An 18,769-nucleotide genomic window follows, 5' to 3' on the forward strand; every position below is an offset into this window, starting at 1 on the left:
GAAAAAGTAATGGAGAAAATAGAAAATTAAATTGTAATAAAAGGACATTCACTTTGATTTTTATATTCTTCCTTTATAGTAGACATGTAAAATAATAAAAATGTCTATGTATAAGGATGAACAGTAATTTTGCATTAAGTGAATGCCCTTTATTTATAATATCTGTGTTTTTATTTAACTGTATGATTTTTTACTATACAGCATATTTGGTAAATGAGAGAATAAATTATATTTATATGCTTTCTAATCAACTTAAATTTAAAAATTATTATAAAAAATTAAAATTTAGATAAACAAAAAATGTGTAATAAAGTAAATTTAAAATTGATTGAGAAAACAGTGTCGAATATATAAGAAATTAGGAGATTAAAAGTAATAATTACTGCATTGACAATAATAGGAGATGAGTATAATATATAATTCATATCAAGTTACTAAGGTATAGAAAAGCAAAGGGGTGAAAGCTATGTCTAGTTTAGAAGAGGAAAAGAAGAGGCTAATAGAAAAATATAAAGATAAAAAATATGAATATTCTCAGTCTGTTGAGGGGAATTTTAGTTGCTTAAAAGAAGGGGAATTTGATTGGTGGAAATACAAATTCTATATAAAACAAATTGAAAAAGCTGAGCAAGGAAAACATATAGAAGAACATTTTACCAAGCAGAATCTTAAATTTGATTTAAGTAAAAAATTTTACATAAAAAAAGAAGTCGTGTTTACGGCTGGGGGAGATTTATTATCAGGAAGTCAGATAACTCCTGAAACTACTAAAAATTTATGGAATGATATAAAGGATTTTTATTTCAATTCAGATATAGTGTATGCAAACCTAGAAACTCCAATTGCACTTTCAAAACCTGTAGGTAATGCACCAAAGAGCGTTTCTGAAGCACCAAAATTAAATGGAACAAAAGAAATGTTTGATATATTTGTGCAGAATGGAAAAGGAATAAATTTCTTCTCTACAGCTAATAATCATTGTATGAATCAAGATGAAGATGGGCTTATAGAAACATTGGATTTTTTAGAGAAAGAAGGATACAGACAGGTAGGAACAGCAAGGACACCTGAGGAACAAAATGATATTCCTATAACATCAATAAATGATATTAATATTGGACATGTTGCATATACATTCTCACTTAATGGTGATAAAGAGCCAGAAGGCAAAGAATATATGGTTAATCACATAAGGCTGAATAAGCAGGATGAGGACATATCACTCATAAAGAAGCATGTGAAAATAGCAAGAGAAAAGGGCGCAGATATAGTAATCGCATATCTTCACTGGAGCCTTGAATTTGAATCATATCCTATTGAAAATGTGATAAAAATGGCTCATAGGATTGTAGAGGAGTGTGGAATTGATATTATAATAGGAAATCATCCACATGTATTTCAGCCTATTGAAAAATATGACTATATAGATAAGAGTTCTATAAAAAGGACAAGCATCATAGCTTATTCTCTTGGAAATCTTGTAGCAGATTTTGATGTGAAAAATTCACTTATAAGTTGTATTTTAAAGTTTAAGTTTGTTAAAGGCATTGAAAATGGAGAAGAAAAAACTCTTATATCTGAGTTGAAGCTTATGCCTATATATACATTCAAAATATTTGAGAATAATGAATTTAAAGAAATCAGGTTATTAAATTTCTTGAAATTAATAGATGAGCTTGATTCACAAATTAATAAATACAAATTTAATGAAGATGAAATCAAGGAATTATACAGATTGAAAGATTTGTTTTTTAAACTTATACCAGAGAAACATGAAATTCTATTAAAAAAATAATCAAGACATATAAAAAAGGGGGGGATATGTTTGATTAAATTTGAAAATATTAACAAAACCTTTCATTTAAATGGGAAGAATGTTGAAGCATTAAAAAATATTAATCTAAATATTAATAAGGGTGATATTTTTGGTGTTATTGGGTATAGTGGAGCAGGAAAAAGTACTTTAATACGTATAATTAATCTTCTTGAAAAACCGGATTCGGGGAAGATAATTGTTAATGGAACAGCGTTAAATGATATATCAACAAAACAATTACGTGAAGTACGAAGCCATATTGGAATGATATTTCAGAGTTTTAATCTTATGAACAGTATTGATGTATATGATAATATTGCAGCACCGCTAAAAAATAAAAAGCTTGGCAAAAAAGAAATAGAAGAAAAAGTTTTAAGTCTGCTTGAACTTGTTGGACTTTCAGACAAGGTTCATGTTTATCCAAATCAGTTAAGTGGTGGTCAGAAGCAGCGTGTAGCAATAGCAAGAGCATTAAGTTGTGATCCGGAGATATTACTTTGCGATGAAGCAACTTCTGCATTAGATCCAAATACAACAAAATCTATTTTGGATTTGTTAAAAAAGATTCACGAAGAGCTACATATTACTATAGTTATAATAACTCACCAGATGGAAGTTGTTAAAAACATATGTAACAGGGTTGCAATAATGGAAAAAGGAGGAATTGTTGAATCAGGAGATATTGTAGATGTATTTACAAATCCAAAGAGCAGCATAGGAAAAGAATTTGTATCACATTCTATATCAAACAATATTTCAGAAGAGGATTTAAAAAGGTTTAAAGGTAGAATATACAAGCTTAATTTCTTTGGTGATATTACTCGTAAACCAGTTCTTTCACAGCTTGAAAAGCAGTTTGAGATAGATGTTAATATTCTTTTTGGAAATATAGAAAATCTATATGACAATGTTGTTGGAAGTCTGGTTGTGGAATTCTTAGGAGATAAGGAAAACGTAGATAAAGCCATAGAATATTACAAAACTTTAAATACAAAAGTAGAGGTGATTAAAGATGCTGAATAATTTGATTCCTAATGTTATAGAGTACTTTCCAGAACTTATAAAGGCATTGAAGGAAACACTTATAATGGTATCTGTATCTGGGGTATTTTCAACTATTTTAGGACTTCCTATAGGAGTAATCTTAGTTGTGACTTCAAAAGGACATATTCTTGAAAACAGTAAGGTTTACTCTGTAGTAAGCAAAATAGTAAATACTTTAAGGTCAATACCTTTTGTAATTTTAATAGCATCAATTCCTAATCTTACAAGAGCTATTGTAGGAACTACAATAGGTGTAAAAGGTGCAATTGTACCTCTTGTAATAGCTTGCGTTCCATTTGTTGCAAGACAGATTGAACTTGCACTTTTAAAGGTTGATATGGGAGTTATTGAAGCTTATGAATCTATGGGTTTTACACCTATGAAAATAATAAGAAAAGTTATTTTGATTGAAGGACGTAAAGAAGTAGTTTTAGCTATAACAATATCTCTAATAAGTCTTATAGGATTTTCTGCCATCACAGGAACAGTTGGTGGAGGCGGCCTTGGAGATTTTGCAATACGATATGGGTATCAGTATTTCAAGTCTGACATTATGATAGTAACTATTATTGTAATTATTGCAATTGTCTATCTTGTACAGGGAATTGGAGATTTTATTTATAAAAAACTTAATCATTAAATATTAGGGGGAATATATCATGAAAAAAGTATTATCATTATTAATTACAGGAATTTTATCAGTAGGGCTAATAGGATGTGGCAGCAGTGCAGCAAATTCAAATGATACAGCAGTAAGTGATAAAAAAGAAGAGGCAGCATCAGGTGAAGTTACAACTTTAAAAGTAGGAGTAAATGGTACTGATTTTCGTTTATGGGATAGCTTAAATGAAAGATTAAAAGATAAGAATATTAAGTTAGAACCAGTAAGTTTTGCAGATTATATAAAACCTAATCAGGCACTTGCAGATAAAGAAATTGATTTAAATGCATTTCAAACTGAAGTTTACTTTGAACAGTTCAAGAAAGATCATAATCTTGAGTTAACATCTATTGGATATACATTTATTGCACCTATGGGTATTTATTCAAATAAGATTAAAAGCTTAGATGAAGTTCAAGATGGAGCAACTGTAGCAATACCAAATGATGCTACAAATGGAGGAAGAGCTTTAAATCTTCTTGAATCAGCAGGATTAATTAAATTAGATGGAAAAGATAAGGTAACACCTAATGAAAAGAATATAGTTGAAAACTCTAAAAACTTAAAGTTTGTTTCTATGGAATCTGTACAGATACCTCGTTCATTAGATGATGTAGATTTTGCAGCAATAAATACAGGTGCAGCAACTGATGCAGGTTTAAATCCTAAAACTGATTCAATATATCTTGAAGATGCAAATGGAGAAAATGCAAAACAATATTATAATATTATAGCTGTAAGAACTGAAGATAAGGATAAAGAAGTATTCAAAACACTAATGGAAGCATACCATCAAGAAGAAACTAAAAAAGTTTTAGATGAAATATATAAAGGTGGTGCAGTTCCAGTATTTTAATTGAAGTTCATTTGAAATTTATGCTCTTATTACTTATGATTATGTATTTGTAATAAGAGCTTTTAGTATATTTATAGAAAAGAAATGAATTTATGACTTATGAATTCAGCTTAATAAAATTATGAGGAGGAAGTGCGTATGGAAAAGTATGAAGAAGAACTTATTAAATATATAGATGAAAATGATGAAAGGTATAAAGAAATAGCAAGAAAAATTCACGAAAAACCAGAAGTGTCTAATTATGAATTTTTTTCAAGTAAGCTATTAGCTGATACATTATCTGCAAATGGATTTGATGTAAAAATTGATGTTGCTAACCATAGAACTGGTTTTACAGCTGTAAAAAAGTCTGATAAAAAGGGACCTGTTCTCGTCTTTCTTGCAGAATATGATGCCCTTGAAGGATTAGGACATGGATGTGGGCATAACCTTATAGGAACAATAAGTGTATTTGCAGCTATAGCTCTTTCAAAGTTTTTAGATAATTTTGGAGGAGAAGTAAGGGTTTATGGTACACCAGGAGAAGAAGGAGGAGAAAATGGAAGTGCAAAAGAGGATTTTGTTAATTTAGGATATTTTAAAGATGTGGATATTGCTTTAGAAACGCATCCTAATATAGTGAATACACTTACTCCCAAAAGTTTAGCACTAGATCCAGTAGACATTGAGTTCTTTGGAAAAGCAGCTCATGCAGGAGTTTCACCTGAACAAGGAATAAATGCTCTTGATGCATTGATTTTGACTTATAACGGAATAAATGCTTTAAGGCAACATCTCACATCAGATGTAAAAATTCATGGAATTGTTTTAGATGGGGGAACTGCACCTAATATTGTTCCAGACTATAGTCGTGGAAGATTTTATATAAGAGCTGATACGCGTGAAAGAGTAAATGAGGTCCGTAAGAAAGTATTAAATATAGTGAAAGGTGCTGCTCTCTCAACAGGATGTACTTACAAAATGGATTTATTCCAGAATAAAGTTGATAATCTTGTACCTAATAAAAAATTGGATGAAGTTTATGAAAGATATCTTAATGAATTATCACAGGAATATGAAAGAGATATTAAATTTGCATCAACTGATGCTGGTAATGTATCACAGGTAATTCCTACACTTCATGCAGGAATTAAAATTACAAATGGAAATTATTCTCTTCATACTGTTGAATTTAAAGATGTAGCTGTTTCAAAAGATGGATTAAATGCTATTAATCTAGGAGCAAAACTTCTTTCGTTAACAGGTTTAAAATTGCTTTCAGAACCGTCTTTAGTTGAAGAGATAAAAGAATATCATATAATTAAGAAGTGATCTTTGAAAATTAGAAGGTGCCATATTTTTCGATATATGTTATAATTTAAAAAATGCTTTTATGGGAGAATATGTATTCTATTTATTATATGTGGTGTAATTATGCCAATATTATTTGTTATTTATAATATTATTTACTATTTTAATAAAAAAGTTATTTACACAATAAAGGATAAGAATTTTATTATAGTTAATGATAAATTTTTTAAAATGCAATTATTCTTTAGTTGCTTAAATGCTATACTTGTATCTATAGTAATTTATTTTTGGGATAAATATAATTCAAGTTTATGTCTATTGTTTTTTATATTAATCTTTTGGGGAATTAATTATTTAATAAAATTCAGTGCAATATTGAAAAAATATGCAAAAATAGATAAATAAAATGATTTAATATATGAGTCTGTAGAAATACGATCAAGTAAAATTACTAGATTTATCTAATTATTGTTTTATTTAGTTTTTAGGTGTTTTTACTTGGTAATTGTCTAAATTAACTATATCTGAGGATAGTGGCAAAAATATTACGTATTTACCTGGATATAAGTAGAATAAAAACTTTGGGTGACTTAACTAAAGTTTTTATTCTACTTATATTAATATTAATCTACTACTAATAATCCAATAGATAAGGGATATACACAATTTAAATACATCTAATGTTAATCTTAATCGCATATTCTTTTAATAAAGAGACTTCTTCAGCATTTATTTAAATACATCTCATGTTAATCTTAATCAGTACCTAAAATTAAATAGGCAATTGTATTATATATATTTAAATACATCTCATGTTAATCTTAATCAAGTTTTAAGAACACTGAGAAAGATAAAAATTTATTATTTAAATACATCTCATATTAATCTTAATCTTAATCCAACGCAAATAAGCCATTTTTAAATTCAGCAATTCTCTGTATATGACTATAGTAGCATATTCTTTAAAAATTTACCAACGAAATTATATATTGATGCAAGCAATGGAGGAAAGTGCTTAAAGTGGCTTTGTCACTCTAATTTAAACAGAAAAGTAAATAAATGGCCTGGTAAATAATTAATGAAATGATCAGGTCTATTTAGATTATGGATAATGTTTTATTTACAAGATATGTTATAATTAGCATAGAAATAAATATTCATTTGGAGGGTTGATGTGATGATTAAATATGAGATTCCTGAGATTTTAAAAGAGCATGAAGCTATTATCATGGAGAATACTAGGTATAGTAATGAAATAACATTTAAAATTGAAGAGACTAAACCTTGGGATAGTAAATTGGGAGGATGTCCATATTTAGAATGTATTGAAGATTATCCTTTGGATAATGAGGGAAAAGCAATGGCATTTTTGGCGCAAATAAATTTATCAGATCTAAAGAATTTAAATGAATTACCTTCAAAGGGATTACTACAATTTTTCATTACTAATGATGATATGTACGGCCTAGATAGTCCTATTATTGTAAATTATATTGAGAATTATAAGGAAAGTGAAGAAGATTTGGTAAGAGAAAATCCTTATGAGAATGAATATGAGGAAGGCTTACCTTTCAGCAATAATGGAAAAATGTATTTTGAACTAAGGGAAATGCCAATTTCATCTTCACTAGATAAATTTGATGAATTATTTGAGGACAACCTGTCTCCAGAGCAATATAATAGACTTCAAGATGATTGTTATGCTTGTGACAGCAGAGTAGGAGGATATCCATATTTCGTACAAAATAATTATGGTTTTGAAGAAAATGATTTTCTCTTATTACAGCTTGATATAGATGACACTTGTGGAATAATGTTTGGGGATTCAGGAAATTGTACATTTTCTATTTCAAAAGAAGATTTAAGAAATAGAGATTTTTCAAAGGTTGTTTATGATTGGCAATGCTGCTAATGAATAGAGTATGAAGATTTAAAGTTATATAACATTTACTTTATAGACTATACTTAATCAAGTAAAAAAGAAGCAATTAAATTTTATTATTGAAGAAGTAAAGAGGTAAAAGCTCTATGTTTTGGAATAAATGCTTATTATATAAAGGATCATCAATTGAAACATATAATAAAATAAAAAATACATTAAACTTAAATAATATAAAGTATAAAGAAAAAATAGAGAATAAGAACGGAAATTTAGGACCAATGGTAGATAAAATGATTATAGGAACATTAGGACAAAAAGAAGACTTCTCTTATGAATACAGTATTATTGTAGATAAAGAAAATTATGAGTACGCTTATTATTTAATAAACCAAATTTAAAAGAAAAAATGAATAAATAAGTTTGATAAAACATTATCCAAAGTTAAAGCAAGAAAATTGAAAGAATAAATTATATAAAAAACTAATATTAATCATGAAAAAATAAACCCCACTCAAGCCTTGAGTGGGGTTCTATATTTTATAGGGTAGAAAAGTTATATTTCTTAATTTAAGATCAACAAAAGTTTAATTGTAATTTTTTATAATAGTTAATTTATTAATTGTATAGATTTTAATAATCGATTAATTTAAAACGTAGGGTTATTTTAAAGATTAATCTTAACATTATTTAATATAAGAAATTATCTTATCCAAGCACCGTTAGAGCCTAATCTGTAACCATTTATAGTTGTGTCATGAGCCATAGCACCATTTGGATATAGATAGTACCAAGTTCCTCTGTCATTTATCCATCCTGTTTTCATAGCACCTCTAGTACCATCAGAAATTGGATTTAAATAGTACCAAGTACCACTAACATTAACCCATCCAGTTTGCATAGCGCCTCTATAACCATTGGAAATTGGATTTAAGTAATACCAATGACCATTATCTAAAACCCAACCTGTTTTCATAGCACCTTTAGTACCATCAGAAATTGGATTTAAATAATACCATTGTCCACCAACTTGAACCCAACCAGTTGCCATAGTTCCATTAGAATTTAAATAGTACCATTGTCCATTTAAATCTAACCAACCAGTAGCTTTAGTTCCATCATTTTTATAGTAAACCCAAGTACCATCAGAGTTTTGATCCCAACCAGCTTTTTTATCTTCTTCTTTATTGTCATCTTCAGATGAGTTGCTCTTAGCTGAAATTATAGAGTAAACTTCATCATCTTCATTCCAAACAACAAGATTGTTATCATCGTAAACAGTTATTTCTTCCATAGATCCATCTACTTTATAAACTTTATCCCAAGAATCATCATTATCATATTTGTAAACAAATCCACCATTTAAAGCCCATAGATTACCATTAGCATCTACATCATAAGCTTCAGCATTTTCTAAATCTTGATCATCGCCATCACTAAAGTCAGTATAGTAGAATCCATTTTTAGATTTTAAAGTTAATGTAACAGCTTCAATATTATTACCATCTAATTTATAATTTGTTACTTTTCCGTTAGAGATTGTGAAATCTTCTTCTGCTTCAGTTAATAATGATTTAGCTTGACCTTTATCATTTGCAAGAACATAGTTGTTTACAGTCTTTGCATATTTAGCATCATCAACATCATCAGAAGCTTGAGCTTTAGAAATCTTTTGAATTACTTTAAATGTTACTGAAGTACCATCAGAATTAACTACTAAAGCATCGCTCTTATCAACAGCCATTCCATAAATTTCTGTAATTTTAGTGTTAGCTGATTTGCTAGCATCAACACTTACAGTAATTGTAGCAAGTCTGTAGATATTACTAGAGTCTTGTCCTAATACTTTTGTGTTAGAAAGTGAAGCTTTTATAGCATCTTTTCCATTAACAGCATCGTAAGTATCTTTAGTGTTTTCTATATTAACATTTTTTTCTGTATTATTAGATTTTGTTGTAACCTTTATTTTTCCAAGGTTATAATCTGCATCAATATAGTTACCTTTTGAATCAGTGAATATTGAAACAGCTGAGTTTGTTGTATAGGTAACGGCTGAGTCTGTTGTATAGTCTTTTGTCATATACCAAGTAGATGAGAATTTAGGCCCACGGAGAGCTTCTAAATTAGGTAATCTATTGTCATCACCATATCTATCGACATCTTTTATTTTTCTTCTTAATGCAGTACTAGCATCATCAATATTGTCTTCTTCTATATCATCATCAGTCACTTTACCATTTGATAAATCTAAGAAATAATCACCATTTTCAAAGTTGATGTATTTTTCACCATATATTTCAAGATCAGATCCAGTATCAATATCATCTAATTTATTATATTTTCCATTATTTAAGAAGTAAGTTGCTTCTTTATCATTTATGTCTCCATCTAAATAGAATGTCCCATCTTTATATGCTACTGCATTATAGATTGTCCCATCCTCTGAAGAAATTCTTTTATAGTCTGCTGCAAAAACGCTTGTACTAGGTACTAATGAAATTACTGAAGCAGCAGCAAGTAATCCGCTTGTTAATTTATTTACTCTTTTTATCATATTTATTCCTCCCAAAATAGTAGTCAAAATCTTATAAGCATATATGCGTAAAAAGTATTATTAAATTAAATATTATTCGAAATATATTTCGTTTTATCCCCTTGTCGCTATATAATACAATCAATATTAGTCGATTTGGGTACCTTTTTTGAAAAAAGTTTATTTAGAGTAGAATTTTTATTAAATATCATTATAATTCCATAGCAGGATTCAACATAATAATTATAGATAATAATTCTAGATTTAGTGGAAATACATGTGAATCTTAAGTTAGTGCGTAGATAAAAGATTAAGATAAAATTAACATGTTAAACTAGGAAATAAATTTTTATAATGGCTATACTTTTTATTGTTTTATGCATATTTACATTATGCTTTGCATTTGTATCAAACATGGAAGTAGTATATATAACTGTAGTATTAGTTATTGTACTTTATCCACTTATATCTTATATTATTAGTGAGATAATTATTGGTATAAAATTCTCTAAAAAGGTTAAAGCTGATGAAAAAGTAATTTTAGAAAGAGATTTTGAGACAGAGAAGAAAGCAAATATAATTAGATATATAGCTACAGAAATAATATCTATAATTTTAATTGGAATAATTATAGGGTAGTAATTTTAAAGATTATATATGTTTATGTCTATAATAGACATGGTTGTGCATTGGCAAAATATCACAAAAATAATTATCATTATAATTTAATAAATAGGAGAGAACTAATGAATATACAGATATTTGGAACTAAAAAATGTTTTGATACTAAAAAGGCAGAAAGATTTTTCAAAGAAAGAAAAATAAAATATCAACTTATTGATTTAAATGAAAAAGAAATGAGCAAAGGTGAATTTAATAATGTATGCAAAGCTATAGGAATAAATGAATTAATAAATACAAAAGCAAAGGAATATGCAAAATCTAATTTGGGGAATATTAGAAGTGCAGAAGTGAAAGCTGAAGTTTTGCTTAAAAATCAAAAAATAATGAAGACACCAGTTGTTAGAAATGGAAAAGAAGCAACTGTTGGTGTTGATTTAGAAATATGGAATAAGTGGATTGAAAATGAAAAATAATTTTTAAAATTAACAAAAGTATTTATTTTATATGAATACTTTGTAATCTCTTTTTAAATACTAAATTTGAAGGTTATTTAAAAGGAGATGAATTTCATGGCTAAAGCAGGTATGCGAAGACCAGATCCAAGTGATGCACATGGAACAGAAAGTAATCACAAAATGAATCATCACAAAAACTCTGTAAAAGATATACCAACAGAAATACAAGGAAAAGCTAAGACAGGAAATGAAAAAGCTGGTCCAATAAACTAAATTAGCATAAATAATATTTAATTTATTATTTATACATATTTTTATGAATAGTAGTGCTTATAATCTTAAATAATAGTTTTATATACTATTTAATGAAGGATTATAAGCACTATTTCAAATTTAGAGTAAACTTATAATGATTATTATGCTAAAATGTAGTGGTATATAAAAATTATCAATTAAGAAGGAGAAAGACATGTATTTAATAAACTTTATAAGAGGATTTTGTATGGCGCTAGCCGATAGTGTACCAGGAGTGTCGGGAGGAACTATAGCTTTTATTTTGGGATTTTATGATAAATTTATAGGTTCTTTAGATGATCTAATTACAGGAAAAAAGGCTGAAAAAATTGAGGCATTAAAATTTCTTATTAAGATAGGGATAGGATGGATAGTTGGATTTGTTTTAGCAATGTTATTTTTAGGGAAGGTTTTTACAACCCATATCTATAATATTAGTTCATTATTTATAGGATTCATTATATTTGCAATTCCAATAATAATAAATGAAGAAAAGGAAATTTTAAAGAATAGATATTTTAATTTAAGTTTTACAATAATCGGAATAGTAATAGTTGCAGGCATAACTTACTTTAATCCAGCTAAAGGTGGAGTAGGGGTTTCAATTGATAATTTATCTTTAGGACTTTCAATATACATATTTATATGTGCCATGATAGCAATATCAGCTATGGTGCTTCCAGGAATATCTGGATCTACATTACTACTTATTTTTGGTCTTTATGCACCAGTTGTTAATGCAGTAAAAGAAGTATTACATTTTAACTTAAAGTATCTTCCGGTTGTTTTGATTTTTGGATTTGGTGTACTTACAGGTATATTCTCAATAATAAAATTTGTTAGGATTCTTTTAAAGAAGTATAGATCTCAAACAGTTTATTTAATATTAGGACTTATGATAGGTTCTATATATGCTGTATTTATGGGACCTACATCTTTAGAAATACCAAAGGATCCTATGACATTAAAAACATTTAATTTAGTGTTTTTTGTAATAGGAGGTATCATAATAGTCGGCTTACAGAAATTGAAAAGTTTTTTTGACAAAAAGTGAAAAATATAGAATAATATATATAAAGTATACATTAATGTAAAGGTATGAAAAACGAATACATTAATTATTTAGCAAGAAAAATATAAAGAGTATAGATTGGATGATGGGTGTGGGGAGTATGGAGAGGAAAACTAAGCTAATTAACTTTAATGAGTTAAGACCTGGAATGGTAATAGCAAAAAATGTTGAGCAAGGAAGACAGATACTACTAAAAAAGGATTTTGCAATAACGAACTCAGCTATACAAAAGCTAAAAAGAACTTTATTTCTTGATAGAATTGAAGTATATGATGATATGGTAACTAACGAAGATAAAATTGAAAGAAAAAAAATTAAAGAATATGAAAAAATTGACGAAAATTTTAAAGAGATATCTACAAGACTTCAAAGGACATTTAGGTTAATTACTAATCCAACTGGTTCAACTTTAAATGAGTTAAAAGAGTTTTCTGAAAGAATACAAAATGAGATGCGCCCAAGCAGTATGATTATTAAAAATATTGTCTTGCAAGGTAGTGGTGAAGATAGTATATATAGACATGGTGTAAATGTTGCAGCCTTAAGTGCATTAATAGGCAAATGGATTGGTATGGAACCTAAAGACATAAACAGACTTATATATTCTGCCATATTACATGATTTTGGAAAAACAAAAATCGATAAAGAAATACTTAAAAAAAATGGCGCTTTAACAACAAGTGAATTCGAAGTAATAAAAACACATACAACTTTAGGGTATAAAATGTTAAAAGATGTATCTTATTTAGATAAGAGTGTTTTATACGGAGTGGTAATGCATCATGAGAGAGAAGATGGATCTGGTTATCCATTAGGTCTTAAAGGAGAAGCTATCCACCAATTTGGAAAGATAATTGCAATTGCTGATGTTTTTGATGCAATTAATTCAAATAGAGGATATAAGAAAAAGAAGCCGCCATTTGAAGCATTACAAATTGTAAAAAATGAAAGCTTAGGCAAGCTAAATTATGAATATTCTAAAGTATTTATAGAGCATATAGTCAATTATTATTTGGGAGAAGAAGCAATTATTAATAGTGGAGAAAGATGCAAAATAATACAGATGAATGTTAATAACCTAGAGAAGCCATTAATATTAAAAAAGAATGAATTTATTGAATTAACTAAAGAAAAGAATTTATATATAGAGGAATTAGTCTTATAATAATTTTAAATTGATAGAGGGTGGAGAATTTATGAGCGAAAAAGAATTTTTATCTGTCGATGAATTAAAAATTGGAATGATTATTGCAAGTGATGTTTTTAAAAATGGAGGTCTTCTTATAAAAAAGGACTCTGTAGTTACAGAGGATCTTATAAACGTTTTAAACAGAGCATATTTCTTGGACAAGATTCAAGTTACTGTTCCAGAAGAAGTGCTTAGAAGAAGTAGTAAAGAAGAGGAATTAAAAAGAGTTGAAGAAAAATTTAAAGAAGTAAGTACAGATCTTGAAAACATGTTTGAGAAAATGAAAAGAACAAAGGACTACAGAATAAATAATGATTTAAGAGAATTTGCAGATAAAATTCAAAAAGAAATTAAATCTACTGAGATCGTTGTAAGTAATATTCTATTTAAAGGTAGTGGAGAAGATTGTATATATAGACATGGAGTAAATGTAGCAGCTTTAAGTGCATTGCTTGGAAAATGGCTTGATTTTGATGCACCTAAAATAAACCTTCTTATATATACAGCACTACTTCATGATTTTGGGATAATAAAATTAGATTCTAAATTTCAAAGTAAGCCTGATATACTATTAGAAAATAGATATAAAGAAATTAAAGATCACACAAAAATAGGATATAAGGCTGTAGATGCAATACCATATTTAGATAAATCCGTTAGCTATGGAGTATTAATGCATCATGAAAGAGAAGATGGTTCAGGATATTTAGGAGTAAAAGGTGAAAAGATTCATCCTTTTGCTAAAATAATTGCAATTGCAGATGAACTAGATGTTATGAATTCAGATATAAAAGGTGTAGAAAAAAAGGGACCATTTGAAACATTAGAAGAAATTAAAAAGAACAGTTTAAATAAATTTGATTATTCATATGCTAAGACATTTTTAGAACATGTAGCAAATTATTACATGGGTGAAGATGTTATATTAAGTAATGGTAGAGAGGGAAAGATTCTTCAAATAAACACTGAAAATATATCAAAGCCATTAATATTAGTTGATGGAGAATTTGTGGATTTAAATAAAGAGAAGGATATGTTTATAAAAGAACTTATTGTAAGATAATTATTGATATTATATTTAAAAAGCTGGTATTCTAGTCAGTTTAATAAGCATTTATATTTTACTATAAAGATGAAATTCAGTGCTTAATGAATTATTGACTATACCAGCTTTTTCTTTAATTCTTTTAATATATAGTTCTAAAATTGTTACCTATGATGATGATTTGTATGGATTTCATAAAGAAGATATTAGTGCTATTTTAGATTGATTTAAGAATTAAAGAACTTTAGAATTTAAGAATTTAAGAGTTTGAGAACTTAAGAAGTTAAGAATCTAAGAACTTAAGAATTTTAGAATTTATGTCTTTTATTAAAAATGACATATGCAGAAAAATATTGATTTAGTATAAAAGTGCGTTCACTGTAAATGGGAGATAAAATATGAAATTAAGAGAAGAATATACTTGTCCATTAGAATTAACACATGATTTGATACGCGGAAAGTGGAAGCCGATTATATTATGGCAGCTTGGAAAAGGTAATGCTTCATGTTTTCTATTTTACTACCAATAGATCATCAATGCGTGTTAAACAATATATTAATAATACTAAAGCATGTATTTATTTTTGCGATAAAAGGTTCTTTAGATGGGTGATGCTTAAAGGAACTATGGAAGTCCTTCAAGATAATAATTCCAAAGAAATGATTTGGCAAGAAGGTGACACAATGTATTATTCAAAAGGTGCTATTGATCCAGATTATTGCGTTTTGAAGTTTACAGCAGAAAGTGGAAGATTTTATAGCAACTTTAAATCAGAAGACCTTGATTGCTAAAAGCATATAGAAATATATGTTAATAATATATACAAAAGATAAAAAAAGGTATATACTATACCTTGAAAAGTTAAAAAAATATGTACAGAGTAGGTATTTGTGCGTCAAGTGTTAAGAGGACGGGAAGTTGTCTCTTAAACGAAAAACTCTAGCAGTTTGCGGTACAAATATTGCATTCCGCTGTATTTAAAAGAGGTCTCTCTTTTATTTCAGCAGTAATTAAGTTATAAACTTTTCTTAAAACAACTAACTTTTTAAGTTTAGCTGAAATGACCTTGCTTATTTTTAGCAGGATTAAATGAAAGGGGGATTTTTTGTTATGAAAAATGTTGTAGAAGTGATGATTTCTTCATCAAAAGAATTAAAAAGTGTAAGAAACTTAGTGTTAGCTTCACTTTTAATAACAGTACATTTACTTTTGGATTTATTCACAATTCAATTACTACCAACGCTTCATATAAGCTTTGAATTCTTAGCGAGTGCAACTATTGGTATGTTGTTTGGCCCTGTAGTTGGAGGTATGTGTGGAGGATTATCAGATATAATCAATTATATACTTTATCCTAAGGGAGCATTTTTTCCAGGATTCACTATATCAGCTATAGTTTCTGGATTAATATATGGGGCAATGCTTTATAAGAAAGAAATAACATTAAAAAGATGTTTAGTTACAACTACATTAATAATATTAATAGTGGACATTATATTAAACACATACTGGTTATCAATTCTTTATAAAAATGCATTTTTAGTATTATTTGGTCCGAGATTAATTAAGAATCTTGTAATGATTCCCATAAACACTATACTTATGTATATTGTTTTAAAGAAAGTAAAAGAAATATCAGTGAAATTTAATATGTAATTAAAGTAGTATGTATAGTGTTACTCTGGCTATGCATACTTTTTTATTATGTTTGAAATTATACAATATATGGTGGTACTGTGAAAGCAATATAAAATGGATATTAAGATAGCGTTAAATATTATAAAGAATTATAATATATAGTGAGATTTAAAATACAATATAACCAAAGAGAAAAAATTATATTTATGGGAGATAGATAATAAATGAAAGTAAGTAATTTAGATTTTAATAAATTTACTAATAACTATATTTCAGAAAAGAGTTTTCAGGAAGAAATGAGAACTAAAGTTGAACCATATTTAGATTCATTAAGAAAAGGTGGTTATTTAACTGGAAGTAATGGCTTGAAATTTTATTATGAAACTTTTATTAAGAAGAATTCAAAGGCAAGTATAGTTATATGTCATGGATTTGGAGAATTTATTGAAAGATATCATGAGCTTATATATTATTTCTTAAGAGAAAATTATTCTGTATTTATAATGGAACATAGGGGACATAGCAGATCAAGCAGACTTGGAAGTGACAAGTCACAAATAAATGTAGAAAAGTTTGATTATTACGTAGAAGATTTTAATAAGTTTATAGAACAAGTGGTAAATCCAGATAGCAGAGATAAAAAGTTATTATTATTTGCACATTCAATGGGTGGTGGAATAGGAACAGCATATTTGGAAAAGTATTCAACACGTTTTAAGGCAGCTATTTTAAGTGCTCCGATGCATGAAATAAATACAGGAAAGTATCCAAAGATAGTGGCAGATATTGTTTCAAGATTAATGAAACTTATTAATAAAGGAGGAGATTATCTTCCAGGACAAAAGGCATATAACAGTAATTATAAGTTTCCGGGAAAAGCAACTATATGTAAGGCAAGATATGATTATTCCTATAATAAAATGATAGAAGATGAAGCATTTCAAAGCGGTGGATCATCAGCAAATTGGTATGTAGAAGCTTCTAAGGCAGCAAAAAATATAATAAAAGAAAAAAATGCTTCAAAAGTAGAGATTCCAGTTATGCTACTTCAGCCAGAAAATGATAATTATGTGATGCCAGAAGCTCAAAATACATTTGCAAAGTATGCTAAAAATTGTGAGCTTATAAGAATTAAAGGCTCAAGGCATGAGTCTTTTAATGAAAAGGATGAAATAGCATTTCCTGTTTTTGAAAAAATACTTAATTTTTATAACAGTATAATATAGGTAAATAATATACTGATGTTAGTAAAAATAACATAAATTCAATAGATGATATGGTCGATTATAGGAAAATTTAAATGGAAATGTATTATCTTATTTCTTAAATCTTTACCAAAATCATCAGATATGGTAAAATTAAATTAATAATTGATGGTAATTAATAATTATTATGATTTATAAAATTAAGGAGTGATAATATGTTATTTATAGAATATCCTAAATGTACTACATGTAAAAGAGCATATAAATATTTAAATGAAAATAATGTAGAAGTTGAAAGGGTAAATATAGTTGAATGTACACCAAGTAAAGAAGAATTATCAGATTATATGGAAAGAAGTGGACTTGAACCTAAAAAATTTTTCAATACTTCTGGAAAGCTTTATAAGGAAATGAACTTAAAAGATAAGGTTAAAGATATGTCAAAAGAAGAAGTTTGTGAGCTTTTAGCTACAAATGGAATGCTTATAAAAAGACCTCTTTTGGTTACAGAAGATAAGATACTTGTTGGGTTCAAGGAAGATGAATACAGTAAAGTAAAATAAAGGACGCGAAATAAGAGGGTAGTGAGAAATAAACGAAATAAAGCTCTCAAATTCTGCTCGCTTGCTACAAAAAATGAACTAAGAATTAAAACATGAATGATTGAGCCCAAAACTGTTTGCTCCAATATAAAATTTGACAAACAATTTTGGAACAATCATTGATGTAATAATTCTAAAGTTCATTTTTTGAATGCAAGTCTCCGCAGAACATGAGAGCTTTATTTCTTTGTTTCATCTAAACTCATATTTTATATATAAATTTTACTATAGATTGATACTAAAATTATACATTAAACATAGTCTATATAGGCTACAGTGAATAGAGAGTTTTAACTTAATTCACTGTAGCCTATAATTTTATATCTTAGTAATAGACATAGTTTTATATACAGCAATAAAAGAAAAATACTGAAATAAATTATAAAATTAAACCTTATAAGTAATAAAAGATAAAATATAAACCAAAATCTAATAATTAATTGTAGTTTTCATAGAAGTTATGATATGTTTTAGTACATTCACTATTCAAAATTGTTTAAATGGGTAATTAAAACAATTTTGAATTTTATATAGGATGTATTACTTATAAGTTATTGTGAAAAAA

General features: G+C 27.6%; 18 protein-coding genes, 2 pseudogenes and 1 riboswitch. Of the genes and pseudogenes, 19 read left to right on the top strand and 1 reads right to left on the bottom strand.

The features are described 5' to 3' along the window. Positions 1-466: 466 nt before the first annotated feature. The 7 genes from CNEONATNEC86_RS07115 (at position 467) to CNEONATNEC86_RS07145 (ending at position 7,947) form a co-directional block, all read left to right on the top strand. A complete protein-coding gene (locus CNEONATNEC86_RS07115) occupies positions 467-1,795 on the top strand; it encodes a CapA family protein (protein WP_159135768.1) in 1,329 nt (442 codons plus the stop codon). A 30-nt stretch (positions 1,796-1,825) separates the two neighbouring features. Then, positions 1,826-2,839: a methionine ABC transporter ATP-binding protein gene (locus CNEONATNEC86_RS07120; RefSeq protein ID WP_159135769.1), complete on the top strand. Its 1,014-nt coding sequence runs from the start codon at positions 1,826-1,828 to the stop codon at positions 2,837-2,839. Next, positions 2,829-3,500, top strand: coding sequence for a methionine ABC transporter permease (locus tag CNEONATNEC86_RS07125; RefSeq protein WP_159135770.1), 672 nt, complete (start codon positions 2,829-2,831; stop codon positions 3,498-3,500). The genes CNEONATNEC86_RS07120 and CNEONATNEC86_RS07125 overlap by 11 nt, the downstream gene beginning before the upstream one ends. 19 nt (positions 3,501-3,519) lie before the next feature. After that, entirely contained in the window at positions 3,520-4,377 is an 858-nt protein-coding gene (locus tag CNEONATNEC86_RS07130; RefSeq protein WP_159135771.1) for a MetQ/NlpA family ABC transporter substrate-binding protein, read from the top strand. A gap of 138 nt (positions 4,378-4,515) precedes the next feature. Further along, the gene (locus tag CNEONATNEC86_RS07135; protein ID WP_159135772.1) at positions 4,516-5,688 is read left to right on the top strand and encodes a M20 family metallopeptidase; all 1,173 of its coding nucleotides are present in this window, start codon (positions 4,516-4,518) and stop codon (positions 5,686-5,688) included. A gap of 1,156 nt (positions 5,689-6,844) precedes the next feature. After that, positions 6,845-7,579, top strand: coding sequence for a YwqG family protein (locus CNEONATNEC86_RS07140; protein WP_159135773.1), 735 nt, complete (start codon positions 6,845-6,847; stop codon positions 7,577-7,579). A gap of 116 nt (positions 7,580-7,695) precedes the next feature. After that, complete coding sequence (locus tag CNEONATNEC86_RS07145; protein ID WP_125149059.1) at positions 7,696-7,947, top strand: hypothetical protein; 252 nt, start codon at positions 7,696-7,698, stop codon at positions 7,945-7,947. A 302-nt stretch (positions 7,948-8,249) separates the two neighbouring features. On the opposite strand, the gene CNEONATNEC86_RS07150 is transcribed toward CNEONATNEC86_RS07145, so the two are convergent. Next, positions 8,250-10,100, bottom strand: coding sequence for a PspC-like choline-binding domain-containing protein (locus tag CNEONATNEC86_RS07150; protein WP_159115949.1), 1,851 nt, complete (start codon positions 10,098-10,100; stop codon positions 8,250-8,252). Between the two features lie 333 nt (positions 10,101-10,433). Here CNEONATNEC86_RS07150 and CNEONATNEC86_RS07155 point away from each other — a divergent pair, with 333 nt between their 5' ends. From CNEONATNEC86_RS07155 to CNEONATNEC86_RS07200, 12 genes and pseudogenes are all read left to right on the top strand, one after another. After that, a complete protein-coding gene (locus CNEONATNEC86_RS07155; RefSeq protein WP_148097351.1) occupies positions 10,434-10,718 on the top strand; it encodes a hypothetical protein in 285 nt (94 codons plus the stop codon). Between the two features lie 107 nt (positions 10,719-10,825). Then, positions 10,826-11,176 carry an arsenate reductase family protein gene (locus CNEONATNEC86_RS07160; protein WP_159115950.1) on the top strand — a complete coding sequence of 117 codons (351 nt, stop codon included), beginning with the start codon at positions 10,826-10,828 and terminating at the stop codon, positions 11,174-11,176. Between the two features lie 96 nt (positions 11,177-11,272). Then, positions 11,273-11,431, top strand: a complete 159-nt coding sequence (locus CNEONATNEC86_RS21215; protein ID WP_172437789.1) for a hypothetical protein — start codon at positions 11,273-11,275, stop codon at positions 11,429-11,431. 196 nt (positions 11,432-11,627) lie between these two features. Then, positions 11,628-12,506 carry a DUF368 domain-containing protein gene (locus tag CNEONATNEC86_RS07165; RefSeq protein WP_058294571.1) on the top strand — a complete coding sequence of 293 codons (879 nt, stop codon included), beginning with the start codon at positions 11,628-11,630 and terminating at the stop codon, positions 12,504-12,506. A 118-nt stretch (positions 12,507-12,624) separates the two neighbouring features. Further along, positions 12,625-13,689, top strand: a complete 1,065-nt coding sequence (locus tag CNEONATNEC86_RS07170; RefSeq protein WP_159135774.1) for an HD-GYP domain-containing protein — start codon at positions 12,625-12,627, stop codon at positions 13,687-13,689. 31 nt (positions 13,690-13,720) lie between these two features. Further along, positions 13,721-14,776: an HD-GYP domain-containing protein gene (locus CNEONATNEC86_RS07175; RefSeq protein WP_125149055.1), complete on the top strand. Its 1,056-nt coding sequence runs from the start codon at positions 13,721-13,723 to the stop codon at positions 14,774-14,776. Positions 14,777-14,855: 79 nt separating this feature from the next. After that, positions 14,856-14,984 (top strand): hypothetical protein, encoded by a 129-nt coding sequence (locus CNEONATNEC86_RS21795; RefSeq protein ID WP_276508209.1) that lies wholly within the window; start codon positions 14,856-14,858, stop codon positions 14,982-14,984. A gap of 172 nt (positions 14,985-15,156) precedes the next feature. After that, positions 15,157-15,264: pseudogene (locus tag CNEONATNEC86_RS07180) on the top strand (winged helix-turn-helix transcriptional regulator); the annotation flags it as partial. Beyond that, positions 15,260-15,550: pseudogene (locus CNEONATNEC86_RS07185) on the top strand (pyridoxamine 5'-phosphate oxidase family protein); the annotation flags it as partial. The pseudogenes CNEONATNEC86_RS07180 and CNEONATNEC86_RS07185, both read left to right, overlap by 5 nt. 83 nt (positions 15,551-15,633) lie before the next feature. Next, positions 15,634-15,735, top strand: a riboswitch (THF riboswitch). Between the two features lie 134 nt (positions 15,736-15,869). Beyond that, a complete protein-coding gene (locus CNEONATNEC86_RS07190) occupies positions 15,870-16,415 on the top strand; it encodes a folate family ECF transporter S component (RefSeq protein ID WP_058294573.1) in 546 nt (181 codons plus the stop codon). 206 nt (positions 16,416-16,621) lie between these two features. Further along, positions 16,622-17,623: an alpha/beta fold hydrolase gene (locus tag CNEONATNEC86_RS07195; RefSeq protein WP_159135776.1), complete on the top strand. Its 1,002-nt coding sequence runs from the start codon at positions 16,622-16,624 to the stop codon at positions 17,621-17,623. Between the two features lie 194 nt (positions 17,624-17,817). After that, on the top strand, positions 17,818-18,165 hold the full coding sequence (locus CNEONATNEC86_RS07200) for an arsenate reductase family protein (RefSeq protein WP_159135777.1): 348 nt from the start codon (positions 17,818-17,820) through the stop codon (positions 18,163-18,165). Positions 18,166-18,769 lie beyond the last annotated feature (604 nt).

The organism is Clostridium neonatale, assembly GCF_900465025.1.
Taxonomy (GTDB): Bacteria; Bacillota; Clostridia; order Clostridiales; family Clostridiaceae; genus Clostridium; species Clostridium neonatale.